We start from the raw sequence: 17,002 nt of genomic DNA, 5'->3' as shown, positions 1-17,002 counted from the left end.
CAAGGTAAAAAAAGCAAAAAAAAAGCCAGCCCCTTTGACGGGACTGGCCACGAGCGGTCAAGACCGACTCAAAGCTTGTTGAACAACCCCAACTGGGAAATCTTCGAGAACGCCAGTTGCGCCGCTTGCAGCATGGTCTGCTGCAACGTCAGGCGGGTCAGCACTTCCGCCGGATCGGTGTTCTTGATGCCGTTCTGGGTCGAATCGTTAATCAGGCTGCTGCTCTGGTTCTGGTCACTCTGCAGGTCCATCACGTTGCCCCGGGCACCAATGGCACCACGCGCCAGGTCGACCTGGTTCTTGGCGTTGCTCAGGTTGGCGATGGACGACGCCAGCGTATCTTCCAGCGAACGTTGCGCGACCGGGTTGCCTTGGACCGGTGTCTCAAGCGACTGGCGCAACTGGCTGATGGTATCGAGCACGTTCTGGGTCTGGTGGGTATTGACCGCGATGTCAAATTGATCCCCGGTAGCAGGTGCACCGCTTCCCAGCGTAAAACTGACGCCCGCCGCTGTCGCCACGCCAGCGGCCACGGTTCCGGAACTCACTGGCGTGCTGCCACTGGTCAATGGACGAGCGTACAGGTCGAACGTAGTTGGACTGGTGAACTTGAGAACAGCCCCGCCTTCAGGGAAGAAACTCTTGTAATCCGTCGCGTTGGTTACCGCGGTCTGGCTGATTACAGCCGTCGACCCGTTATTGGGGGCCCTATTGGTGACGAAGCTGTCTGGCTTGACCGCCAACTGGAAGCTGTGGCCTGCAATCACCGCGTCAGCGCTGGCGGCGTCAGTCGGGTTGTCGCCGGCTTGGAAGGTGATATCCAACTTGAAGGTCACGCCGCGGAAATTGATGTCCGAGCCGCCTGCTTTCTTCGGGTCGAATACCCCGCCCTGGGTCGCCTCGGCGGTCACGTCATTGCCCAAGGCGTCGGTGATTACGAACTGGGTGCTGCTGGTGAAGGACAAGGCGTAGGGCTGGCCACTGCGAAAACCTGCATCGAACGCCGGACCTGAATTCACCAACCCCGCCGACAAGGCCACGCGCCCATCATCGACGGCCGGTGCGGTCATCGTGGTCGCACTGCGACTGGCGTTGACGGCCTGCTGGAACACATCCCAACCGGTATCGTTGAGCCCCAGTGACATGGAGTCGCCGATTTTCAGTTGCAGCTGGGTCTGGTCACCCTGGTAGCTGTAGGTGCCATCACTATTGCGCACGAACGGTGCCGTGTTGTTACTGGCACCGGAAAAAATGTACTTGCCGTTGGCATCCTTGCTGTTCATCAGGCTCAGCAATTGATCTTCGGATGCGCCCAGCTCGGCAGCAATGGATTTACGGTCGTCATCGTTCAACGAACCGCCACCGGCACGTACGGCCAGTTCGCTGACTTTCTGCAGCACGTTGTTGATGCTGTCCAGCACCGCTTCTTCCTGGGCCTGGGCGGTATTCAGCGTGCTGATGTTGGTGGTGTACTGACCCAACAACGCCTTCTGCTGGTCCAGCTGCAGCAGGCGAGCTGCACCAACCGGATCATCCGCTGCCGTTTCGAGCTTCACGCCGCTGCTGGCCTGCTCTGCCGTCTTGACCACGTTATTGAAGTTACGCTGGTAGTTGGCAGCCGTCGCCGCATAGTACTGTGCAGTAGAAATACGCATGTTCTACGGCTCCTTAAAGGGCGTTGATCAGAGTGTTGAACGTTTCCTGCGCAGCCTTGATGATCTGCGAAGAGGCCGAGTAGTACTGTTGGTACTTGACCAGGTTGCCAGTCTCTTCGTCGAGATCGACTCCCGACAGCGAGTCACGGGCGCCCCGCGCCTGGGTCAGGATGGTGCCGGTGGCGGTGGCATCCAACTGACCTTGCTTGGCCTGGGCACCCACCGAAGAAACCAGCCCACCATAGGCATCGGAAAAACTCACGCCCGGGCTCGTGGCGTTGGCGCCGACCGTGGCCTTGGTCTGCAGGCCGAGCAATGCCTGGGCATTGCGGTTGTCGGTGCTGCTGGCCGGCGTCAGGGAAATATTGAAACCATCATCTGCAGCCGGGGTACCGCCGAGGGTCATCGCCACGCTGAACGTCTTGGGAAGACCGCCGCCATCGATATAAGGCACCGAAATGCTCAGGTCGTTGCTCTGGCCAGGCACGATGCTGCCGGTACCGATGCTGTTGCCCTTGGCATCGAACGCCTCGTAGGCGGTGGCGCTGGTCATGAGCAGGCGGACCGGCATCGAATTCTTGACGGCCGTCTGCACTTCCAGGCGCTGGACCGGATCGTAGATATCCAGAACGGTGCTCAGGGTCGGCTGACCGACCGTACCGGTGCCGTCATTGCCCGAGGCCTTGGTGGATGTCAGCGGAGCGGCGGTGGCCAGAGTCTTGGCGTCGGTCATGACGGTAGTCATGTCGGCGGCAGAACTGCGGGTCGGTGTGATCTTGAAGGTATCGCCGGCATTCACCGGGCCTGCATTGAGGCTCAGGCTGAAACCGTCGATGACTGGCGTCGGAGCCGCGCCCAAGGTGAAACTGCCCATGCTGGTGTTATCTGACAAACGCAGCACGCTGTAGCCGGTGGCACTGGAGAAGGTCACCTGATAATCGCTCGCCGCCAGCTTGCTGGTGTCGTTGATGGTGACGTTCAGGTTGCCGGAGGCAGGGTTGTTGTTGCCGTTGGCAATGCTGCGCTGGCTGATGGCAGTCGCACTGTTGATGTCATTGAACAAATTCGCGCCAAAATTGCCGTTCTGGTCCAGACCCTGGCCCAACTGCCGGTTGACCTGGTCACTCACTACCATGGCGATACGCCCCAGGCTATTGACCGCTGGCGTCAGCACTTCGCTACGGTAGCGCAACAGGCCACCGATCTGACCACCACTCGTCACGCTGGTGACATCGATCGTCGAACTGCCGCGCACCATGATCAGTGCGGAACGGGTGGGATCATTCTTGTCAGTCGCCATCTGCAACGTATTGGACGTGTTGCCGATGACCAGCGGTTGGCCGCTGCCCAGGTAAATGTCCATCCTGCCGTCGGTTTCGGTGACCTGCGTGCCCACCAGCGCCGAAATCTGGCGAACAGCTTCGTTGCGCTGGTCCAGCAGATCGTTGGGCATGCCCCCTGCGCCAGAACCCGTTGCCTCGCTGATCTTCTGGTTGTAGGCGGCAACGGTCGAGGCCAACTTGTTGACCTGCTCGGCCATCGAACCCAGCTGGTCGTTGATGTACGAACCTTGCTGCGTCAGTTGCTGGGAGATGGCATTGAAACGACTGCTGACCCCTTGGGCACCGGTCAACAAGGCCTGCCGTGCAGCAGTGTCGTTGGAGTTGCCGGCCAATGTCTGCAAGGACGAAAAAAAGGACTGCAGCGTCTTGGTAATGCCAGTACCGCTGTCGGACAACAGCTTGTCGACCTGCGAGGCCTGCCCCAGGTAAATCTGCGCGTCATTGTCCAGCGACGTGGAGGTCCTCAGTTGCGCGTCAAGATAGGTGCTGTAGACGCGGCGTACATCGGCCAGGGTTGTACCGGTGCCAATGAACACGTTGCCGTACTGATTGGACGCCTTGGTGGTCTGCACGGTCTGCTGACGCGAATAACCGACGGTATCGACGTTGGCAATGTTGTTACCGGTGGTCAGCAACGAGGAGTGACTCGCAGACAGACCCGACATCCCGATATTGAGCAAACTCATGGTTCAGACCTTATAAAGTCGTGGTGGCGCCTGCAGCGGCGTAGTTCTGGGAACTCGTCATCTGCCGGGCTATATGCGAAATCTTGCTGGCGTAGTGCGGGTCGGTGGCGTAACCGGCCTTCTGCAGCTCGCGTACAAACTGTTCCGGGTTATCGGCCGACTTCAGAACATCTTGATAGCGACTGTTGCTTTGCAGCAGATTGACCAGATCATGGAAGCTGTCGCGATACGATGCGTAGGAACGGAACTCGGCCGTCTCCTTGACCATCTGGCCGTTGCGGAATTCGCTGGTGATCGCCCGCGCCGAATCGCCTTTCCAGTTCTGGCTGGCCTTGATGCCGAACAGGTTGTGGCTGCTGCTGCCATCGGGCTGGCGCATGACCGACTTGCCCCAACCGGTTTCCAGGGCGGCCTGGGCCACCAGGTAACGTGGGTCGACGCCGATGCGGTCGGCGGCTTCCTTGGCCATCGGCAGCATGGCGTTGACGAATTCGTCGGCATCGCGGAAGACCTTGCGGGCCGGCGCCAGTGGCGGCTGGGCCACGGCACGACCATACACCTGCACATCCCCTTTCGACTCGGACGCCTTGAGCGCGGCCAGCCAGTCGCCGTTGCCCAGCGCACCGGAGGCAGGCGTGGACGCGTTGACGGCACGGTCCGGCAGCAGGTTCTGCGCCGATGCATCACTGTTGGTCGACGCCGAAGGCACCAACCCGGCGAGCAGGCGATCGGCCAGTTTCGGCGGCAGGGCCAGGCGACGCTGGTTGAGCAGTTCCCTGTCGTTACGGTGGATACCTTCGGCCCCTTGCGGCGCATTCACGGCGCGCGAAGCCCACAGCGGACGCTCGCCACTAACGCGCGACAACGGACCATGGGTGGGCAGCGTGCCAGCCGCCACCGGTGTAGGGACCGCGGCATTGGCCGCCTTGTCGAGCGCCTCCTGCTGCTTGGCCGCCGACAACTTGGCGGCCTCACCGGGCGCCAGGGGTTTGTTCTTGGACATCTGGCGCAGCAGCACATCAGCCAGGCCGATACCACCGCCCTCGCGGGACATGGAAACGGCCAACTGCTGGTCGTACATTTCCTGGTACTGCTTGGCCTCGGGCGTGTTCATGGGGTTGTCCTTGCCCAGGGCCTCGGTGGCCGAGCGCATGGACTTGAGCATTTCGCCGAGGAACAGCGACTCGAATTCCTGCGCCACTTTACGCAGGTTGCCGTCGCTGTTCTTGTCGCCAACCTTGAGCTGGTTCAGACGGTTCAGGTCCGAGTAGGAACCCGAATCGCCGCTGACCAAAGCGCCCTTGCGCATATCCATGGCCAGCCCCTCAGATCACGATCAGATCGGCTTGCAACGCGCCGGCCTGCTTAAGGGCTTCGAGAATCGCCATCAAGTCGCCCGGCGCCGCGCCGACCTGGTTCACCGCCCGGACAATTTCATCCAGGGTAGTGCCCGGGCCGAACTTGAACATTGGCTTGGCTTCCTGTTCGGCACTGACCCGCGAACGCGGTACCACGGCAGTCTGGCCGTTGGACAACGGCCCAGGCTGGCTGACGATCGGGTCTTCGGTGATGGTCACTGTCAGGCTGCCGTGGGTCACGGCGGCCGGCGAAACCTTGACGTTCTGGCCGATCACGATGGTGCCGGTGCGCGAGTTGATGATGACTTTCGCCACCGCCTGGCCCGGATCGACTTCGAGGTTTTCCAGGATCGACAGATAGTCGACCCGCTGACTCGGATCCAGCGGCGCGGTGACGCGAATCGAGCCGCCGTCGATGGCCTGGGCCACGCCAGGGCCGAGCATGTCGTTGATCTTGTCGACGATACGCTTGGCAGTGGTGAAGTCGGAACGGTTGAGGTTCAGCGTCAGGCTGTTGCCCTGGTTGAACCCACTCGGCACCGAACGTTCCACCGAGGCACCACCCGGGATACGACCGGCTGACGGAACGTTGACGGTGATTTTCGAACCGTCTGCACCCGAAGCATCGAAACCGCCCACCACCAGGTTGCCCTGGGCAATGGCGTAGACGTTGCCATCGATACCCTTGAGGGGCGTCAGCAACAAGGTGCCGCCACGCAGGCTCTTGGAGTTACCGATGGACGAAACGGTGACATCCACTTGCTGGCCAGGTTTGGCGAACGCCGGCAGATCGGCACTGATCGACACTGCCGCGACGTTCTTCAACTGCACGTTGCCGGAACCGGCCGGCACCTTGATGCCGAACTGCGACAACATGTTGTTGAAGGTCTGCAAAGTGAATGGCGTCTGGGTGGTCTGGTCACCGGTGCCGTTCAGGCCCACGACCAGGCCGTAGCCGATCAGTTGGTTGGAACGCACGCCGGAGATGCTGGCGATGTCCTTCAGGCGCTCGGCTTGAGCGCTGAAAGCTGCCGCCATCACCAACGCGCCGACCAACAGCTGTTTAAGAGTCAACCGCTTGAGATTCAACTGGGCCACCTAGAAAGGGAACTTCGGGCTGAGGAAGAAACGGTCGAACCAGCCCGGCTGACTCGCGTCGGCAAAGGCCCCGGTACCGGAGTAGGTGATGCGCGCATCGGCCACACGAGTCGACGGCACCGTGTTGTCGGTGGCAATGTCGTCGGCACGAACCATGCCGGCGATGCGCACCAGCTCGTCACCGGTGTTGAGGGTCAGCCACTTCTCGCCGCGCACGGCGATGATGCCGTTGGGCAGCACGTCGGCGACGGTCACGGTAATCGAACCGGTCAAGCTGTTGCTCTGGCCGGACTTGCTGTCGCCCTTGGTAGCACGGTCGGAGCCATAGCCGGCGTTGAGGCTCAGGTCATTGCTGCCGATCGGGTTGTTGGTGGTCAGGCTCGAGCCGAACAACGACGTCAGGCCAACGCTGGTCTTGCTGGTCTTGTCGATCTGCGCATTGGCGTCCTTGCTGGCCTGGGTCCGCTCGTTCAGGGTGATGGTGATGATGTCACCGACCCGGAAGGCCTTGCGGTCCGTGTACAGGTTCTGCTCGAAACCGGCCTGGTAGATTGCGCCATTGTTGGCGGCGGCCGGCAACGGCGTGCGCGGCAACACCGGAGCGTAGTACGGGTCATTGGGCCTTGGCGTTGGCCCGACGCAGCCGGCGAGCGCGGTGATTCCACTCAGTGCCAGTACAGATACGAAGCGATTCATGACCCTACCTCTTGGTGTCGCAGGCGACCAGGGCCGCCTCATATAGATGTAATTACAGATTCTGCGTAACGAACGAGAGCATCTGGTCGGCGGTGGAGATCACCTTGGAGTTCATCTCGTAGGCGCGCTGGGTGGTGATCATGTTGACCATCTCCTCCACGGTGCTCACGTTGGACGTTTCCAGGGTGTTCTGCAGGGTGGTGCCGAAACCGTTCAGGCCCGGGGTGCCGACTTGCGGCGCACCGCTGGCAGCGGTTTCCAGGAACAGGTTGTTACCCACCGCTTGCAGGCCGGCAGGGTTGATGAAGTCGGCGGTCTGCAGGTTGCCGATCACCTGGGAAGCCGGGTTGCCCGGCAGGGTGACGGACACCGTGCCATCGCGGCCGACCGTGAAGGTCTGGGCATCGTTCGGGATGACGATGGCCGGCTCCAGGGAGAAACCGCTGGCGTTGACGATCTGACCATTGGAGTCGAGATGGAAGGTACCGTCACGGGTGTAGGCCGTGGTGCCGTCCGGCTGCAGGATCTGGAAGAAACCGCGGCCGTCGACGGCCAAGTCCAGTGGCTGCTCGGTGGTTTGCAGGCTACCGGCAGTGAAGTTCTTCTGGGTGCCGACAATGCGCACACCGGTACCCACTTGCAGACCCGACGGCAATTCGCTGTCCTGGGTCGACTGGGCACCTGGCTGGCGCTTGATCTGGTACAGCAGGTCCTGGAATTCGGCGCGATCACGTTTGAAACCCGTGGTCGAGACGTTCGCCAGGTTGTTGGAAATGGTGGTCAGGTTGGTGTCCTGGGCGGACAGACCTGTTTTGGCAACCCATAGAGCCGGAAGCATTCGATTCTCCTCGTACGCCTGTTTTTCGGCGCGACGCTTTAATTAATGGTTAGATCTGCAAGACCCGAGCCATGGCCTCGTCGCCTTCTTTGGCGGTGTTCATCATCTTGACGTGAAGCTCGAATTGCTTGGCCAGGGCCAGCACCGAAGTCATCTCGTCCACGGCATTGACGTTGCTCGCTTCCTGGAACCCCGACACCAGGCGCACGCTGGCGTCGGCGGGTGCTGGCTGGCCATCCTTGGTACGGATCGAGCCGTCCAGGCCTTTGTTCATGTTCTTGAGGTCGGGGTTGACCAGCTTGATACGGTCCACTTCCGCCATCACCCGCGGGCCTTCGCCCATGGCGCGGATGCTAATGGTGCCGTCCTCGCCCACTTCGATTTTCTGCTCCGGCGGCACGGCGATCGGACCACCGTTGCCCATCACCGGCATGCCGTTGCCGGCACGCAGCACGCCCAGCGCATCGACGTTGAGGCTGCCGGTGCGCACGTAGCTTTCACCGCCGTCGGGATTCTGCACCGCCATCCAGCCTGGCCCACTGACCGCCACATCGAGGTCACGACCGGTTTCCACCAGCGCACCCGGGGTGAAGTCGGTGGCAGGCCGTTCGGACATGGCAAACGCCCGCGCCGGAAAGCTGTCGCCGAACACCGGCATCGAGCGCGCCTGCTCCAGGTCTTTTTGAAAACCATTGGTGGAGATGTTCGCCAGGTTGTTGGCATGGGCCCGCTGCGCCAGTGCGTTCTGGCTGGCGCCGGTCATTGCCACATAAAGGTACTTGTCCACTGTCGTTCCTCTGCATGCCGGACGTTTGCCGCCCACTGCTGTGTCGCACAGCCATAAGCAATTTGCAGACCAACTTTTTTCTGGCGCATCAGACCCCGGTAAACAAAGGGGTTGAAGGGTTCGAGAGGGAATGGGGGAAATGTATCGAAGTCGAAAAACCGGCGGTGTGATGCCGCTTCACGGCAACACTTGGTTTAAAGGCGAATACCTGTGGCGAGGGAGCTTGCTCCCGCTCGATTGCGCAGCAATCGCCAAAAAGTGTAGGGCCGCTACGCAGCCCAGCGGGAGCAAGCTCCCTCGCCACGAAAATGCCTATATTCACGCACCGGCTTCCTTGCCCACCTCATACTCACGCAGCTTATTGGCAATGGTCGTATGGGACACCCCCAGCCGCTTGCCCAGTTGTCGGCTGCTGGGGTGTTCGGAATACAGCCGCTCCAGCACCGCCTTCTCGAAGCGTCCGACGATCTCGTCCAGGCCGCCGTCCAGGGAAAAGTCGCCAAGGGGTTGGCGCACGCCATAGTCCGGCAAACGGATGTGTTCGACCTTTACCGTCCCGCCATCGCACAGGGAAACGGCCTGGAACAGCACGTTTTCCAACTGTCGGACATTGCCCGGCCAATGGTAGTGCTTGAGGCGATCCATGGCCGCCGGCACCAGCTTGGGCAATGGACAGCCGATTTGCCGACTGGCCTGGTCGAGAAAATGCTCCACCAGCGGCATCAGGCCATCCAGGCATTCGCGCAGCGGCGGGATGTGCAGGGAGAGAACGTTCAAGCGGTGGTACAAATCCTGACGGAATTCGCCTCGGGCGCAGAGTTCGGACAGGTCCACCTGGGTCGCGCAGATCACCCGCACGTCGAGGTAGACCTCTTCGTCGCTGCCGACCCGGCGGAAGCAGCCGTCCTGCAAAAAGCGCAGCAGTTTCACTTGCAGGCGCGGGCTCATTTCCCCTACCCCATCGAGAAACAGCGTCCCGCCTGCGGTGAGCTCCAGCAGCCCCAGCTTGCCTTCGGCCCGGGCCCCTTCGAAAGCGCCGGGGCCATAGCCGAACAATTCTGTCTCGGCCATGGACTCCGGCAGCCCGGCACAGTTGAGCGCCATCAACGGCGACTGGCCCCGCGGGCTCGCCAGGTGACAGGCGCGGGCCAGCAGCTCCTTGCCGGTTCCCGTTTCGCCTTCTATCAATAGCGGCGCATCCAGCGGCGCCATGCGCCGGGCCTCGCGGACCACTGCCGCCATGACCTTCGAACTCTGGAAAATACTGTCGAAGCCGCGCAACTCCTGCTTGCGCACGTTGTAGATGCGCTCGCCCACCCGGTCGGCCCGGTGCAGCGTCAACACCGCACCGGCCATCGCTTCGCTGTCGTCGTGCTCCGATTGCAGCGGGGCGATGTCGGCGAGGAACACATCGCCCTTGACCTTGACCCGCAGCCCGTTGATGCGCGACTGGTTGGCGCGCACCAGTTCCGGCAGGTCAAAGTCCTCGGCGTAACGGGACAACGGGATCCCTGGCACCTCGTCCACCCGCACGCCGAGCAGCTGCGCCGCCGCCCGGTTGGCCGCGACGATGGAGCCGCCCATGTCGATGGACAGCACCGGAAACTCCAAGGCGCCCAACAAGGCGTTGAGTTCCATGTGCCGACGCTCGCTGGGCATCAGTCCTACGCGCTTGACGCCAAAGACACCGGCGATTCCTTCGAATTTCGGACGCAGCGCCTGGAACTGGATGTTGATCAGGTTCGGGCAGTGCAAGTAGATCGCGTTGCCATGTTCGCCGCCCACCTCACCCCGGGCGACGTTGATGCCGTACTCCACCAGCAGGTTGAGGATGTCCCGCAGGATGCCGATGCGGTTCTGGCAATGGACTTTGATGCGCATGAAAGGGCTCGATGTAGATGTGTGCAAGCAATGAGAGTAGGGGCTGCTTCGCAGCCCAGCGGGAGCAAGCTCCCTCGCCACAGGTTTCTGACCCGTTGCGCAAATAACCGTCAAGATTATGTGACAGTTGCAGGCCGATTCCCACCTGAAAATCCCGATAGCGGCGCAGCGCCAGACCAATCGTAACGAAAACCTTACGAACTAGCGCCCTTTCACACCTTTCCGCCCGGCCCGGCCCGCTGCACAAGGCCCCGCTTCGCGCTATCTCTAATACATCGCTGGACATAACAACAAACAGTCTTCCCCTTGAGGGAAATCAGCAGGAGAGCAGCATGAAGCAGACGCAGTACGTGGCCCGAGAGCCCGATGCGCAAGGTTTTATCCACTACACCGCCGAAGAACATGCAGTGTGGAATACGCTGATCACCCGCCAACTGAAAGTCATCGAAGGCCGTGCGTGCCAGGAATACCTGGACGGCATCGACAAGTTGGGCCTGCCCCACGACCGCATCCCGCAACTGAGCGAAATCAACCAAGTGCTGGGCGAAACCACGGGGTGGCAAGTCGCCCGGGTGCCGGCGCTGATCCCCTTCCAGACGTTCTTCGAATTGCTCGCCAGCAAGCGGTTTCCGGTGGCGACCTTTATTCGTACCCGCGAAGAACTGGATTACCTGCAAGAGCCGGACATTTTCCACGAGATCTTCGGCCACTGCCCGCTGCTGACCAACCCCTGGTTCGCGGAATTCACCCACACCTACGGCAAACTCGGCCTACAAGCCTCCAAGGAAGAACGCGTCTACCTGGCGCGCCTGTATTGGATGACCATCGAGTTCGGCCTGGTGGAAACGCCGCAAGGCCGGCGCATCTATGGCGGCGGCATCCTGTCCTCGCCCAAGGAAGCCGTGTACTGCTTGTCCAATGAGCCGGAGCACCAGGCGTTCGACCCGCTGGAAGCCATGCGCACGCCGTACCGCATCGACATCCTGCAGCCCTTGTATTTCGTGCTGCCAGAGCTCAAGCGCCTGTTTGACCTGGCCCACGAAGACATCATGGGCATGGTCAAGCGTGGTCGCGAACTGGGCTTGCACGCCCCGAAATTTCCACCCAAGGCCGCGTGACCCGCGACTTTTGATCCCAATTGAGTCTGTTGCACAACGCGGCTTTGCTTTAGCGTGGGTGCATCGACGCTTTTCAAATATTCGATCCAGGAAACACACCATGAACACTCTGAACCAAGCCCATTGCGAAGCCTGCCGCGCCGACGCCCCGCAAGTCAGCGACGAAGAACTGCCGATCCTGATCAAGCAGATCCCGGACTGGAACATCGAAGTGCGCGACAGCGTGATGCAGCTGGAAAAGGTATTCCTGTTCAAGAACTTCAAGCACGCCCTGGCGTTCACCAATGCCGTCGGCGAGATCTCCGAGGCCGAAGGCCACCATCCTGGCCTGCTCACCGAATGGGGCAAGGTCACCGTGACCTGGTGGAGCCACTCCATCAAAGGCCTGCACCGCAACGACTTCATCATGGCCGCCCGCACCGATGAAGTGGCCAAGACCGCCGAGGGCCGCAAGTAATGCATTTCGACGCCATTGGCCGGGTGCCCGGCGACCCGATCCTCGGCCTGATGGAGGCCTATGGAGCGGACAGCAATCCGAACAAGTTCGACCTGGGCGTGGGCGTCTACAAGGACGCCCTGGGCCTGACGCCCATTCTGGCGTCGGTGAAACTGGCCGAGCAGCGACTGGTCGATGGCCAAGCCACCAAAACCTACATTGGCGGCCATGGCGACGCCGTGTTCGGCCTGTTGATCAATGAACTGGTGCTGGGTGCCGATTCGCCGCTGATCAAGGAAAAACGCGCCGGCGCCACCCAGACCCCAGGCGGCACCGGGGCCCTGCGCCTGAGCGCCGATTTCATCGCCCAGTGCCTACCGGGCCGCGGCGTCTGGTTGAGCAACCCGACCTGGCCGATCCACGAAACCATCTTCGCGGCCGCCGGGGTCAAGGTCAGTCATTACCCTTACGTGGGCGCCGATAACCGCCTGGATTTCGAGGCGATGCTGGCCACCCTGGCCCAAGTGCCCAATGGTGACGTGGTATTGCTCCACGCCTGTTGCCACAACCCCACCGGCTTCGACTTGTCCCATGAGCAATGGCACCAGGTCCTGGACGTGGTTCGTAGCCGCGACCTGCTGCCGCTGATCGACTTTGCCTACCAGGGCTTCGGCGATGGGTTGGAGCAGGATGCATGGGCGGTCCGGCTGTTTGCCCAGGCGCTGCCTGAAGTGCTGGTCACCAGTTCCTGTTCGAAGAACTTCGGGCTGTACCGCGACCGTACCGGCGCGCTGATCGTGTGTGCGGGGGATGCGGAAAAACTCGTGGATATCCGCAGCCAATTGGCCAACATCGCCCGCAACCTGTGGTCGACGCCGCCGGACCATGGCGCGGCAGTGGTGGCGACGATCCTGGGGGACGCACAACTCAAGAGCCTGTGGGCCGACGAAGTCCAGGCCATGCGCCTGCGCATTGCCCTGTTACGCAATGGCTTGCTGGAAGCGCTCGAACCCCACGGTCTGCGCGAGCGTTTCGCCCATATCGGCGTGCAACGCGGGATGTTTTCCTACACCGGCCTGACGCCAAGACAGGTCAAGCACCTGCGCGAGCGCCACAGTGTGTACATGGTCGGCACCGGCCGGGCCAACGTGGCCGGCATCGACGCCACGCGCCTGGGCTTGCTGGCCGAGGCTATTGCGGACGCTTGCAGGTAATTGCCGCCTGTCTAAACACATAAACCTGTGGCGAGGGGATTTATCCCCGCTGGGCTGCGAAGCAGCCCCAAGACAATCAACTCAATCCGTCTAGTAGACCGAGGTGTCGGTATTTAGGGCTGCTTTGCAGCCCAGCGGGGATAAATCCCCTCGCCACAAATAAACTTCATTACAGATAAACCCTTTACCACAGCAGCAACGTCAAACGTTATGCGTCCAGCCCTGTCCACTCGCTGACAAACTCAGCCGTCTCCACCTTCGCCGCAATGCGCGCCTCCTTCTGCGGAGTGCCCAGGTAAAGGAAACCGATCACTTCCTCGCCATCGGCCAGGCCCAGCCCCTCGGCCACATGAGGCGAGTACGCCAGCTCACCGGTGCGCCATACACCGCCCACGCCCTGGGCATAAGCCGCCAGCAAGATGCCGTGGGCGGCGCAGCCGGCCGCCAACAATTGCTCGGATTTCGGGATCTTGAAATGGTCCTGCAAGCGGGCGATTACCACCACGACCAATGGTGCACGCAACGGCCCGTTGAGGGCCTTTTCCACAACCGCTTCGGGCACCAGCGGATCATTGAAGCGCGCCGCTTCGGCCAACAGTTCACCCAGGCGATACCGCGCTTGCCCTTCCACCGTCAGGAAACGCCATGGTCGCAACTGACCATGATCCGGGGCCCGCATCGCCGCGGCGAACATGACCTCGCGTTGTTCGGGCGTCGGCGCCGGGTCCACCAGGCGCGGGATGGAAACACGGTTGAGCAAAGCGTCGAGAGCCTGCATCGGCCACCTCCTGAAAAAAATGTCCGGCTATTCTAGACGCAAGCGGCGCCGGGTGCCGGTTTACATGCGGCATACCGTGGGTAGAATGGCGCCCTTCCCTTTCAGCCTGAGCGGACTTCATGGCGTTGCCGACCCTGCGGATCATCGGTTTCATCATCGGCATATTCCTGATCACCCTGGCGATCTTCATGGTCGTGCCCATGGCCACGCTGCTGATCTTCGAACGCACCCGGGACCTGCCGTCGTTCCTCTGGTCGAGCATGATCACTTTCGTCGCCGGCCTGGCCCTGGTCCTGCCCGGGCGCCCGGAGCACATCCACCTGCGCCCGCGCGACATGTACCTGCTGACCGTCAGCAGTTGGCTGGTGGTCTGTATCTTTGCCGCGCTGCCCTTCCTGCTGACCCAGAAAATCAGCTACACCGACTCGTTTTTCGAAAGCATGTCGGGGATCACGGCCACCGGTGCCACGGTCCTGAGCGGCCTGGACAGCATGTCCCCGGGCATCCTGATGTGGCGCTCGCTGCTGCACTGGCTCGGCGGTATCGGCTTCATCGGCATGGCGGTGGCGATCCTGCCATTGCTGCGCATTGGTGGCATGCGGTTGTTCCAGACCGAATCCTCGGACCGTTCAGAGAAGGTCATGCCCCGCTCCCACATGGTGGCGCGCTTGATCGTCGCCTCCTACGTGGGCATCACCATCCTCGGCACCCTGGCGCTGTGGTGGGCCGGGATGAGCCTGTTCGATGCCATCAACCATTCGATGTCGGCCATTTCCACTGGAGGCTTCTCCACCTCGGACCTGTCCTTGGCCAAATGGACCGAGCCGGCGGTGCACTGGGTCGCTATCGTCATCATGATCCTGGGCAGCCTGCCGTTCGCCTTGTACGTCTCGATGCTGCGGGGCAATCGCCGGGCGCTGATCAAGGACCAGCAGGTACAGGGGCTGCTCGCGGTGCTGCTGGTGACCTGGCTGGTGCTCGGCACCTGGTATTGGGCCACCACCGACCTGCATTGGCTCGATGCCCTGCGCCACGTGGCGCTGAACGTCACCTCGATCGTCACCACCACCGGCTTCGCCCTGGGGGACTACAGCCTGTGGGGCAATTTCTCGCTGATGCTGTTCTTCTACCTGGGGTTCGTCGGCGGCTGCTCCGGCTCGACGGCGGGTGGCATCAAGATCTTCCGTTTCCAGGTCGCCTACATCCTGCTTCGGGCCAACCTCAATCAGCTGATTCACCCCCGTGCGGTGATCAAGCAGAAATACAACGGTCACCGTCTCGATGAGGAAATCGTCCGTTCGATCCTCACCTTCTCCTTCTTCTTCGCCATCACCATCTGCGTGATCGCCCTGCTGTTGTCGCTGCTGGGCGTGGAATGGATGACGGCGTTGACCGGTGCCGCCAGTACCGTTTCCGGCGTCGGCCCGGGCCTGGGAGAGACCATTGGCCCGGCCGGCAACTTTTCACCGCTGCCGGACGCTGCCAAGTGGATCCTGTCCGCCGGCATGCTGCTGGGACGGCTGGAAATCATCACGGTGTTCGTGTTGTGTATTCCGGCGTTCTGGCGTCACTGACGGCTTGGTTCAGCCATCGCGCCCGGTACTCGCCGGGCGTGGTATCGAACCAGCGACGAAAGGCCCGGAAGAAATTGCTCGGGTCGGCGAACCCCAGCAGATAGGCGATTTCCAGCAGCGTCATGGTCGGTCGCGCCAAATACTGCTCGGCCAGTTCGCGGCGGGTGTCGTCCAGCAGCTTCTGGAAACTGGTGCCTTCTTCCTCAAGGCGTCGCTGCAAGGTGCGCTGGGACAAAAGCAGCTTCTGGGCCACCACCTCGCGCTTGGGCTCGCCCTGGGGCAGCAGCCGGCACAACACCTGCCGCACCTTGTGGGTGACACGACTTTCTGAAAAGCGCGCCAGGTACTCACCGGCAAAACGGTCATGGAGCTCGGCCATGGCCTCGTTGGCCGTGGGCAGCGGCGCCTCCATGTCACCCCGCTGGAAAATCAGTGCGTCGTAGGAAGCACCAAACACCAGCGGTGCGGGAAAGGCTTGTCGATAAGGCTCCATATCATTGGGTTCGGCACCCTGGAACAGCACCTTGACCGGGTGCAGGGCGCGTCCGGTCAGCCAGTTGCACATGGCCAGCGCGCAGGCCAGGGACGCTTCGGCACTTTGCCGGGTCGGCGGGAGATGGTCGCCATGCACGGTGAGGATCAGTCCGTAGCCCTCTTCCATCTGGCGAATACTCAAGTCGGCACTTTCGGCGATGATCCGCTGGTAACGCACCAGCCGCTGGAAACCTTCGATCAACGTGCGACTGGACATCAAGGCGTAGCCCACCACATGGAACGACGCCGGGCGCACCACCTTGCCCATGTTCAAGCCGATGGCCGGGTTGCCCGACAGGGTCTCCGCCAGTTGCCAGAGCCGCGTCATCGAATCCTGGGGGAACCGCGCGTCCGGGTCCTCCAACGCGTCGAAATCCAGCCCCAACTGTTTGAACAGCGCACGACAATCCAGGCTGTCCATTTCCAACGCCTTGACAATCCCCATCGCCCAGCTTGAAGAAGTCGTTCGTTCGCCCATGACGTTTTACTTGCATGACGAGCCGCAGGGTACGGCTGGATTTGCGAAGGATACAGCGTCAACCGTAAGACAGGACACTAGACTGGCGCCCATTGTCACTGGCCGTTGTGAATGATCCTTCTAGACTTCAATCAAGCCGTTGAAATGCAAAAACTCACCCGAACAACCACCACAGAGCCTGCAGTCGTGGAAAACACCCGAACATTCAATACGTTCGCCGAGTTCTATCCCTATTACCTGAGCGAGCACAGCAACAGCACCTGCCGACGATTGCACTTCGTGGGCACTTCCCTGGTGATTCTGATTTTCGCCGTGGCGCTCACGGTCGGCAGCGGCTGGTGGCTGCTCACCGTGCCTGTGGCCGGCTACGGTTTCGCCTGGGTCGGACATTTCTTTTTCGAAAAGAACCGCCCGGCCACCTTCCAGCATCCGTTCTACAGCCTGCTCGGTGATTTCGTCATGTATCGCGACATGTTGGCAGGCAAGGTGGCGTTCTAGGGTTTGTAGGAAAAAGTGCCTGCGTGACGA

At 61.5% G+C, this 17,002-nt stretch carries 15 protein-coding genes; 5 read left to right on the top strand and 10 right to left on the bottom strand.

Annotation, left to right across the window (positions count from 1 at the left end):
* Nucleotides 1-68: 68 nt before the first annotated feature.
* The 8 genes from ACODSJ_RS13325 to ACODSJ_RS13290 form a co-directional block, all read right to left on the bottom strand.
* Nucleotides 69-1,655, bottom strand: a complete 1,587-nt coding sequence (locus ACODSJ_RS13325; RefSeq protein ID WP_489102167.1) for a flagellar hook-associated protein 3 — start codon at nt 1,653-1,655, stop codon at nt 69-71.
* Between the two features lie 13 nt (nt 1,656-1,668).
* Nucleotides 1,669-3,684, bottom strand: a complete 2,016-nt coding sequence (flgK, locus tag ACODSJ_RS13320) for a flagellar hook-associated protein FlgK (protein WP_489102166.1) — start codon at nt 3,682-3,684, stop codon at nt 1,669-1,671.
* A gap of 10 nt (nt 3,685-3,694) precedes the next feature.
* Entirely contained in the window at nt 3,695-4,999 is a 1,305-nt protein-coding gene (gene flgJ / locus ACODSJ_RS13315) for a flagellar assembly peptidoglycan hydrolase FlgJ (protein ID WP_489102165.1), read from the bottom strand.
* Nucleotides 5,000-5,009: 10 nt separating this feature from the next.
* A complete protein-coding gene (locus tag ACODSJ_RS13310; protein WP_489102230.1) occupies nt 5,010-6,080 on the bottom strand; it encodes a flagellar basal body P-ring protein FlgI in 1,071 nt (356 codons plus the stop codon).
* A gap of 60 nt (nt 6,081-6,140) precedes the next feature.
* Nucleotides 6,141-6,836 carry a flagellar basal body L-ring protein FlgH gene (gene flgH / locus ACODSJ_RS13305; protein WP_260955472.1) on the bottom strand — a complete coding sequence of 232 codons (696 nt, stop codon included), beginning with the start codon at nt 6,834-6,836 and terminating at the stop codon, nt 6,141-6,143.
* Between the two features lie 52 nt (nt 6,837-6,888).
* A complete protein-coding gene (gene flgG, locus ACODSJ_RS13300) occupies nt 6,889-7,674 on the bottom strand; it encodes a flagellar basal-body rod protein FlgG (RefSeq protein WP_489102164.1) in 786 nt (261 codons plus the stop codon).
* Between the two features lie 49 nt (nt 7,675-7,723).
* Nucleotides 7,724-8,461 carry a flagellar basal body rod protein FlgF gene (locus tag ACODSJ_RS13295; RefSeq protein WP_489102163.1) on the bottom strand — a complete coding sequence of 246 codons (738 nt, stop codon included), beginning with the start codon at nt 8,459-8,461 and terminating at the stop codon, nt 7,724-7,726.
* 318 nt (nt 8,462-8,779) lie between these two features.
* The gene (locus ACODSJ_RS13290; protein ID WP_489102162.1) at nt 8,780-10,342 is read right to left on the bottom strand and encodes a sigma-54-dependent transcriptional regulator; all 1,563 of its coding nucleotides are present in this window, start codon (nt 10,340-10,342) and stop codon (nt 8,780-8,782) included.
* Between the two features lie 332 nt (nt 10,343-10,674).
* Here ACODSJ_RS13290 and phhA point away from each other — a divergent pair, with 332 nt between their 5' ends.
* From phhA to ACODSJ_RS13275, 3 genes are all read left to right on the top strand, one after another.
* On the top strand, nt 10,675-11,460 hold the full coding sequence (gene phhA, locus ACODSJ_RS13285; RefSeq protein ID WP_489102161.1) for a phenylalanine 4-monooxygenase: 786 nt from the start codon (nt 10,675-10,677) through the stop codon (nt 11,458-11,460).
* A gap of 100 nt (nt 11,461-11,560) precedes the next feature.
* Nucleotides 11,561-11,917, top strand: coding sequence for a 4a-hydroxytetrahydrobiopterin dehydratase (locus tag ACODSJ_RS13280; protein ID WP_489102160.1), 357 nt, complete (start codon nt 11,561-11,563; stop codon nt 11,915-11,917).
* A complete protein-coding gene (locus tag ACODSJ_RS13275) occupies nt 11,917-13,110 on the top strand; it encodes an amino acid aminotransferase (protein ID WP_489102159.1) in 1,194 nt (397 codons plus the stop codon). The genes ACODSJ_RS13280 and ACODSJ_RS13275 overlap by 1 nt, the downstream gene beginning before the upstream one ends.
* A 208-nt stretch (nt 13,111-13,318) precedes the next feature.
* Here the strand turns inward: ACODSJ_RS13275 and ACODSJ_RS13270 are convergent, their stop codons facing one another.
* Nucleotides 13,319-13,888 (bottom strand): NAD(P)H nitroreductase, encoded by a 570-nt coding sequence (locus tag ACODSJ_RS13270; protein ID WP_489102158.1) that lies wholly within the window; start codon nt 13,886-13,888, stop codon nt 13,319-13,321.
* 119 nt (nt 13,889-14,007) lie between these two features.
* Between ACODSJ_RS13270 and ACODSJ_RS13265 the strand changes: the two genes are divergently transcribed.
* Entirely contained in the window at nt 14,008-15,462 is a 1,455-nt protein-coding gene (locus ACODSJ_RS13265) for a TrkH family potassium uptake protein (RefSeq protein WP_489102157.1), read from the top strand.
* Here ACODSJ_RS13265 and ACODSJ_RS13260 read toward each other — a convergent pair.
* On the bottom strand, nt 15,419-16,474 hold the full coding sequence (locus ACODSJ_RS13260) for an AraC family transcriptional regulator (RefSeq protein WP_489102156.1): 1,056 nt from the start codon (nt 16,472-16,474) through the stop codon (nt 15,419-15,421). The two genes, ACODSJ_RS13265 and ACODSJ_RS13260, sit on opposite strands and share 44 nt — an antisense overlap.
* 186 nt (nt 16,475-16,660) lie before the next feature.
* Between ACODSJ_RS13260 and ACODSJ_RS13255 the strand changes: the two genes are divergently transcribed.
* The gene (locus ACODSJ_RS13255; protein WP_489102155.1) at nt 16,661-16,972 is read left to right on the top strand and encodes an Mpo1-like protein; all 312 of its coding nucleotides are present in this window, start codon (nt 16,661-16,663) and stop codon (nt 16,970-16,972) included.
* Nucleotides 16,973-17,002: the final 30 nt, after the last annotated feature.

The organism is Pseudomonas sp. FG6, assembly GCF_057809015.1.
This window is presented reverse-complemented; position numbering and strand designations above follow the sequence as displayed.

Excerpts from the sequence above, each read along its gene's own strand:
- ACODSJ_RS13325 (WP_489102167.1), bottom strand. The coding sequence starts at position 1,655 with ATGCGTATTTCTACTGCACAGTACTATGCGGCGACGGCTGCCAACTAC.
- flgK (WP_489102166.1), bottom strand. The coding sequence starts at position 3,684 with ATGAGTTTGCTCAATATCGGGATGTCGGGTCTGTCTGCGAGTCACTCC.
- flgJ (WP_489102165.1), bottom strand. The coding sequence starts at position 4,999 with ATGGATATGCGCAAGGGCGCTTTGGTCAGCGGCGATTCGGGTTCCTAC.
- ACODSJ_RS13310 (WP_489102230.1), bottom strand. The coding sequence starts at position 6,080 with ATGGCGGCAGCTTTCAGCGCTCAAGCCGAGCGCCTGAAGGACATCGCC.
- flgH (WP_260955472.1), bottom strand. The coding sequence starts at position 6,836 with ATGAATCGCTTCGTATCTGTACTGGCACTGAGTGGAATCACCGCGCTC.
- flgG (WP_489102164.1), bottom strand. The coding sequence starts at position 7,674 with ATGCTTCCGGCTCTATGGGTTGCCAAAACAGGTCTGTCCGCCCAGGAC.
- ACODSJ_RS13290 (WP_489102162.1), bottom strand. The coding sequence starts at position 10,342 with ATGCGCATCAAAGTCCATTGCCAGAACCGCATCGGCATCCTGCGGGAC.
- phhA (WP_489102161.1), top strand. The coding sequence starts at position 10,675 with ATGAAGCAGACGCAGTACGTGGCCCGAGAGCCCGATGCGCAAGGTTTT.
- ACODSJ_RS13280 (WP_489102160.1), top strand. The coding sequence starts at position 11,561 with ATGAACACTCTGAACCAAGCCCATTGCGAAGCCTGCCGCGCCGACGCC.
- ACODSJ_RS13275 (WP_489102159.1), top strand. The coding sequence starts at position 11,917 with ATGCATTTCGACGCCATTGGCCGGGTGCCCGGCGACCCGATCCTCGGC.
- ACODSJ_RS13270 (WP_489102158.1), bottom strand. The coding sequence starts at position 13,888 with ATGCAGGCTCTCGACGCTTTGCTCAACCGTGTTTCCATCCCGCGCCTG.
- ACODSJ_RS13265 (WP_489102157.1), top strand. The coding sequence starts at position 14,008 with ATGGCGTTGCCGACCCTGCGGATCATCGGTTTCATCATCGGCATATTC.
- ACODSJ_RS13260 (WP_489102156.1), bottom strand. The coding sequence starts at position 16,474 with ATGGGCGAACGAACGACTTCTTCAAGCTGGGCGATGGGGATTGTCAAG.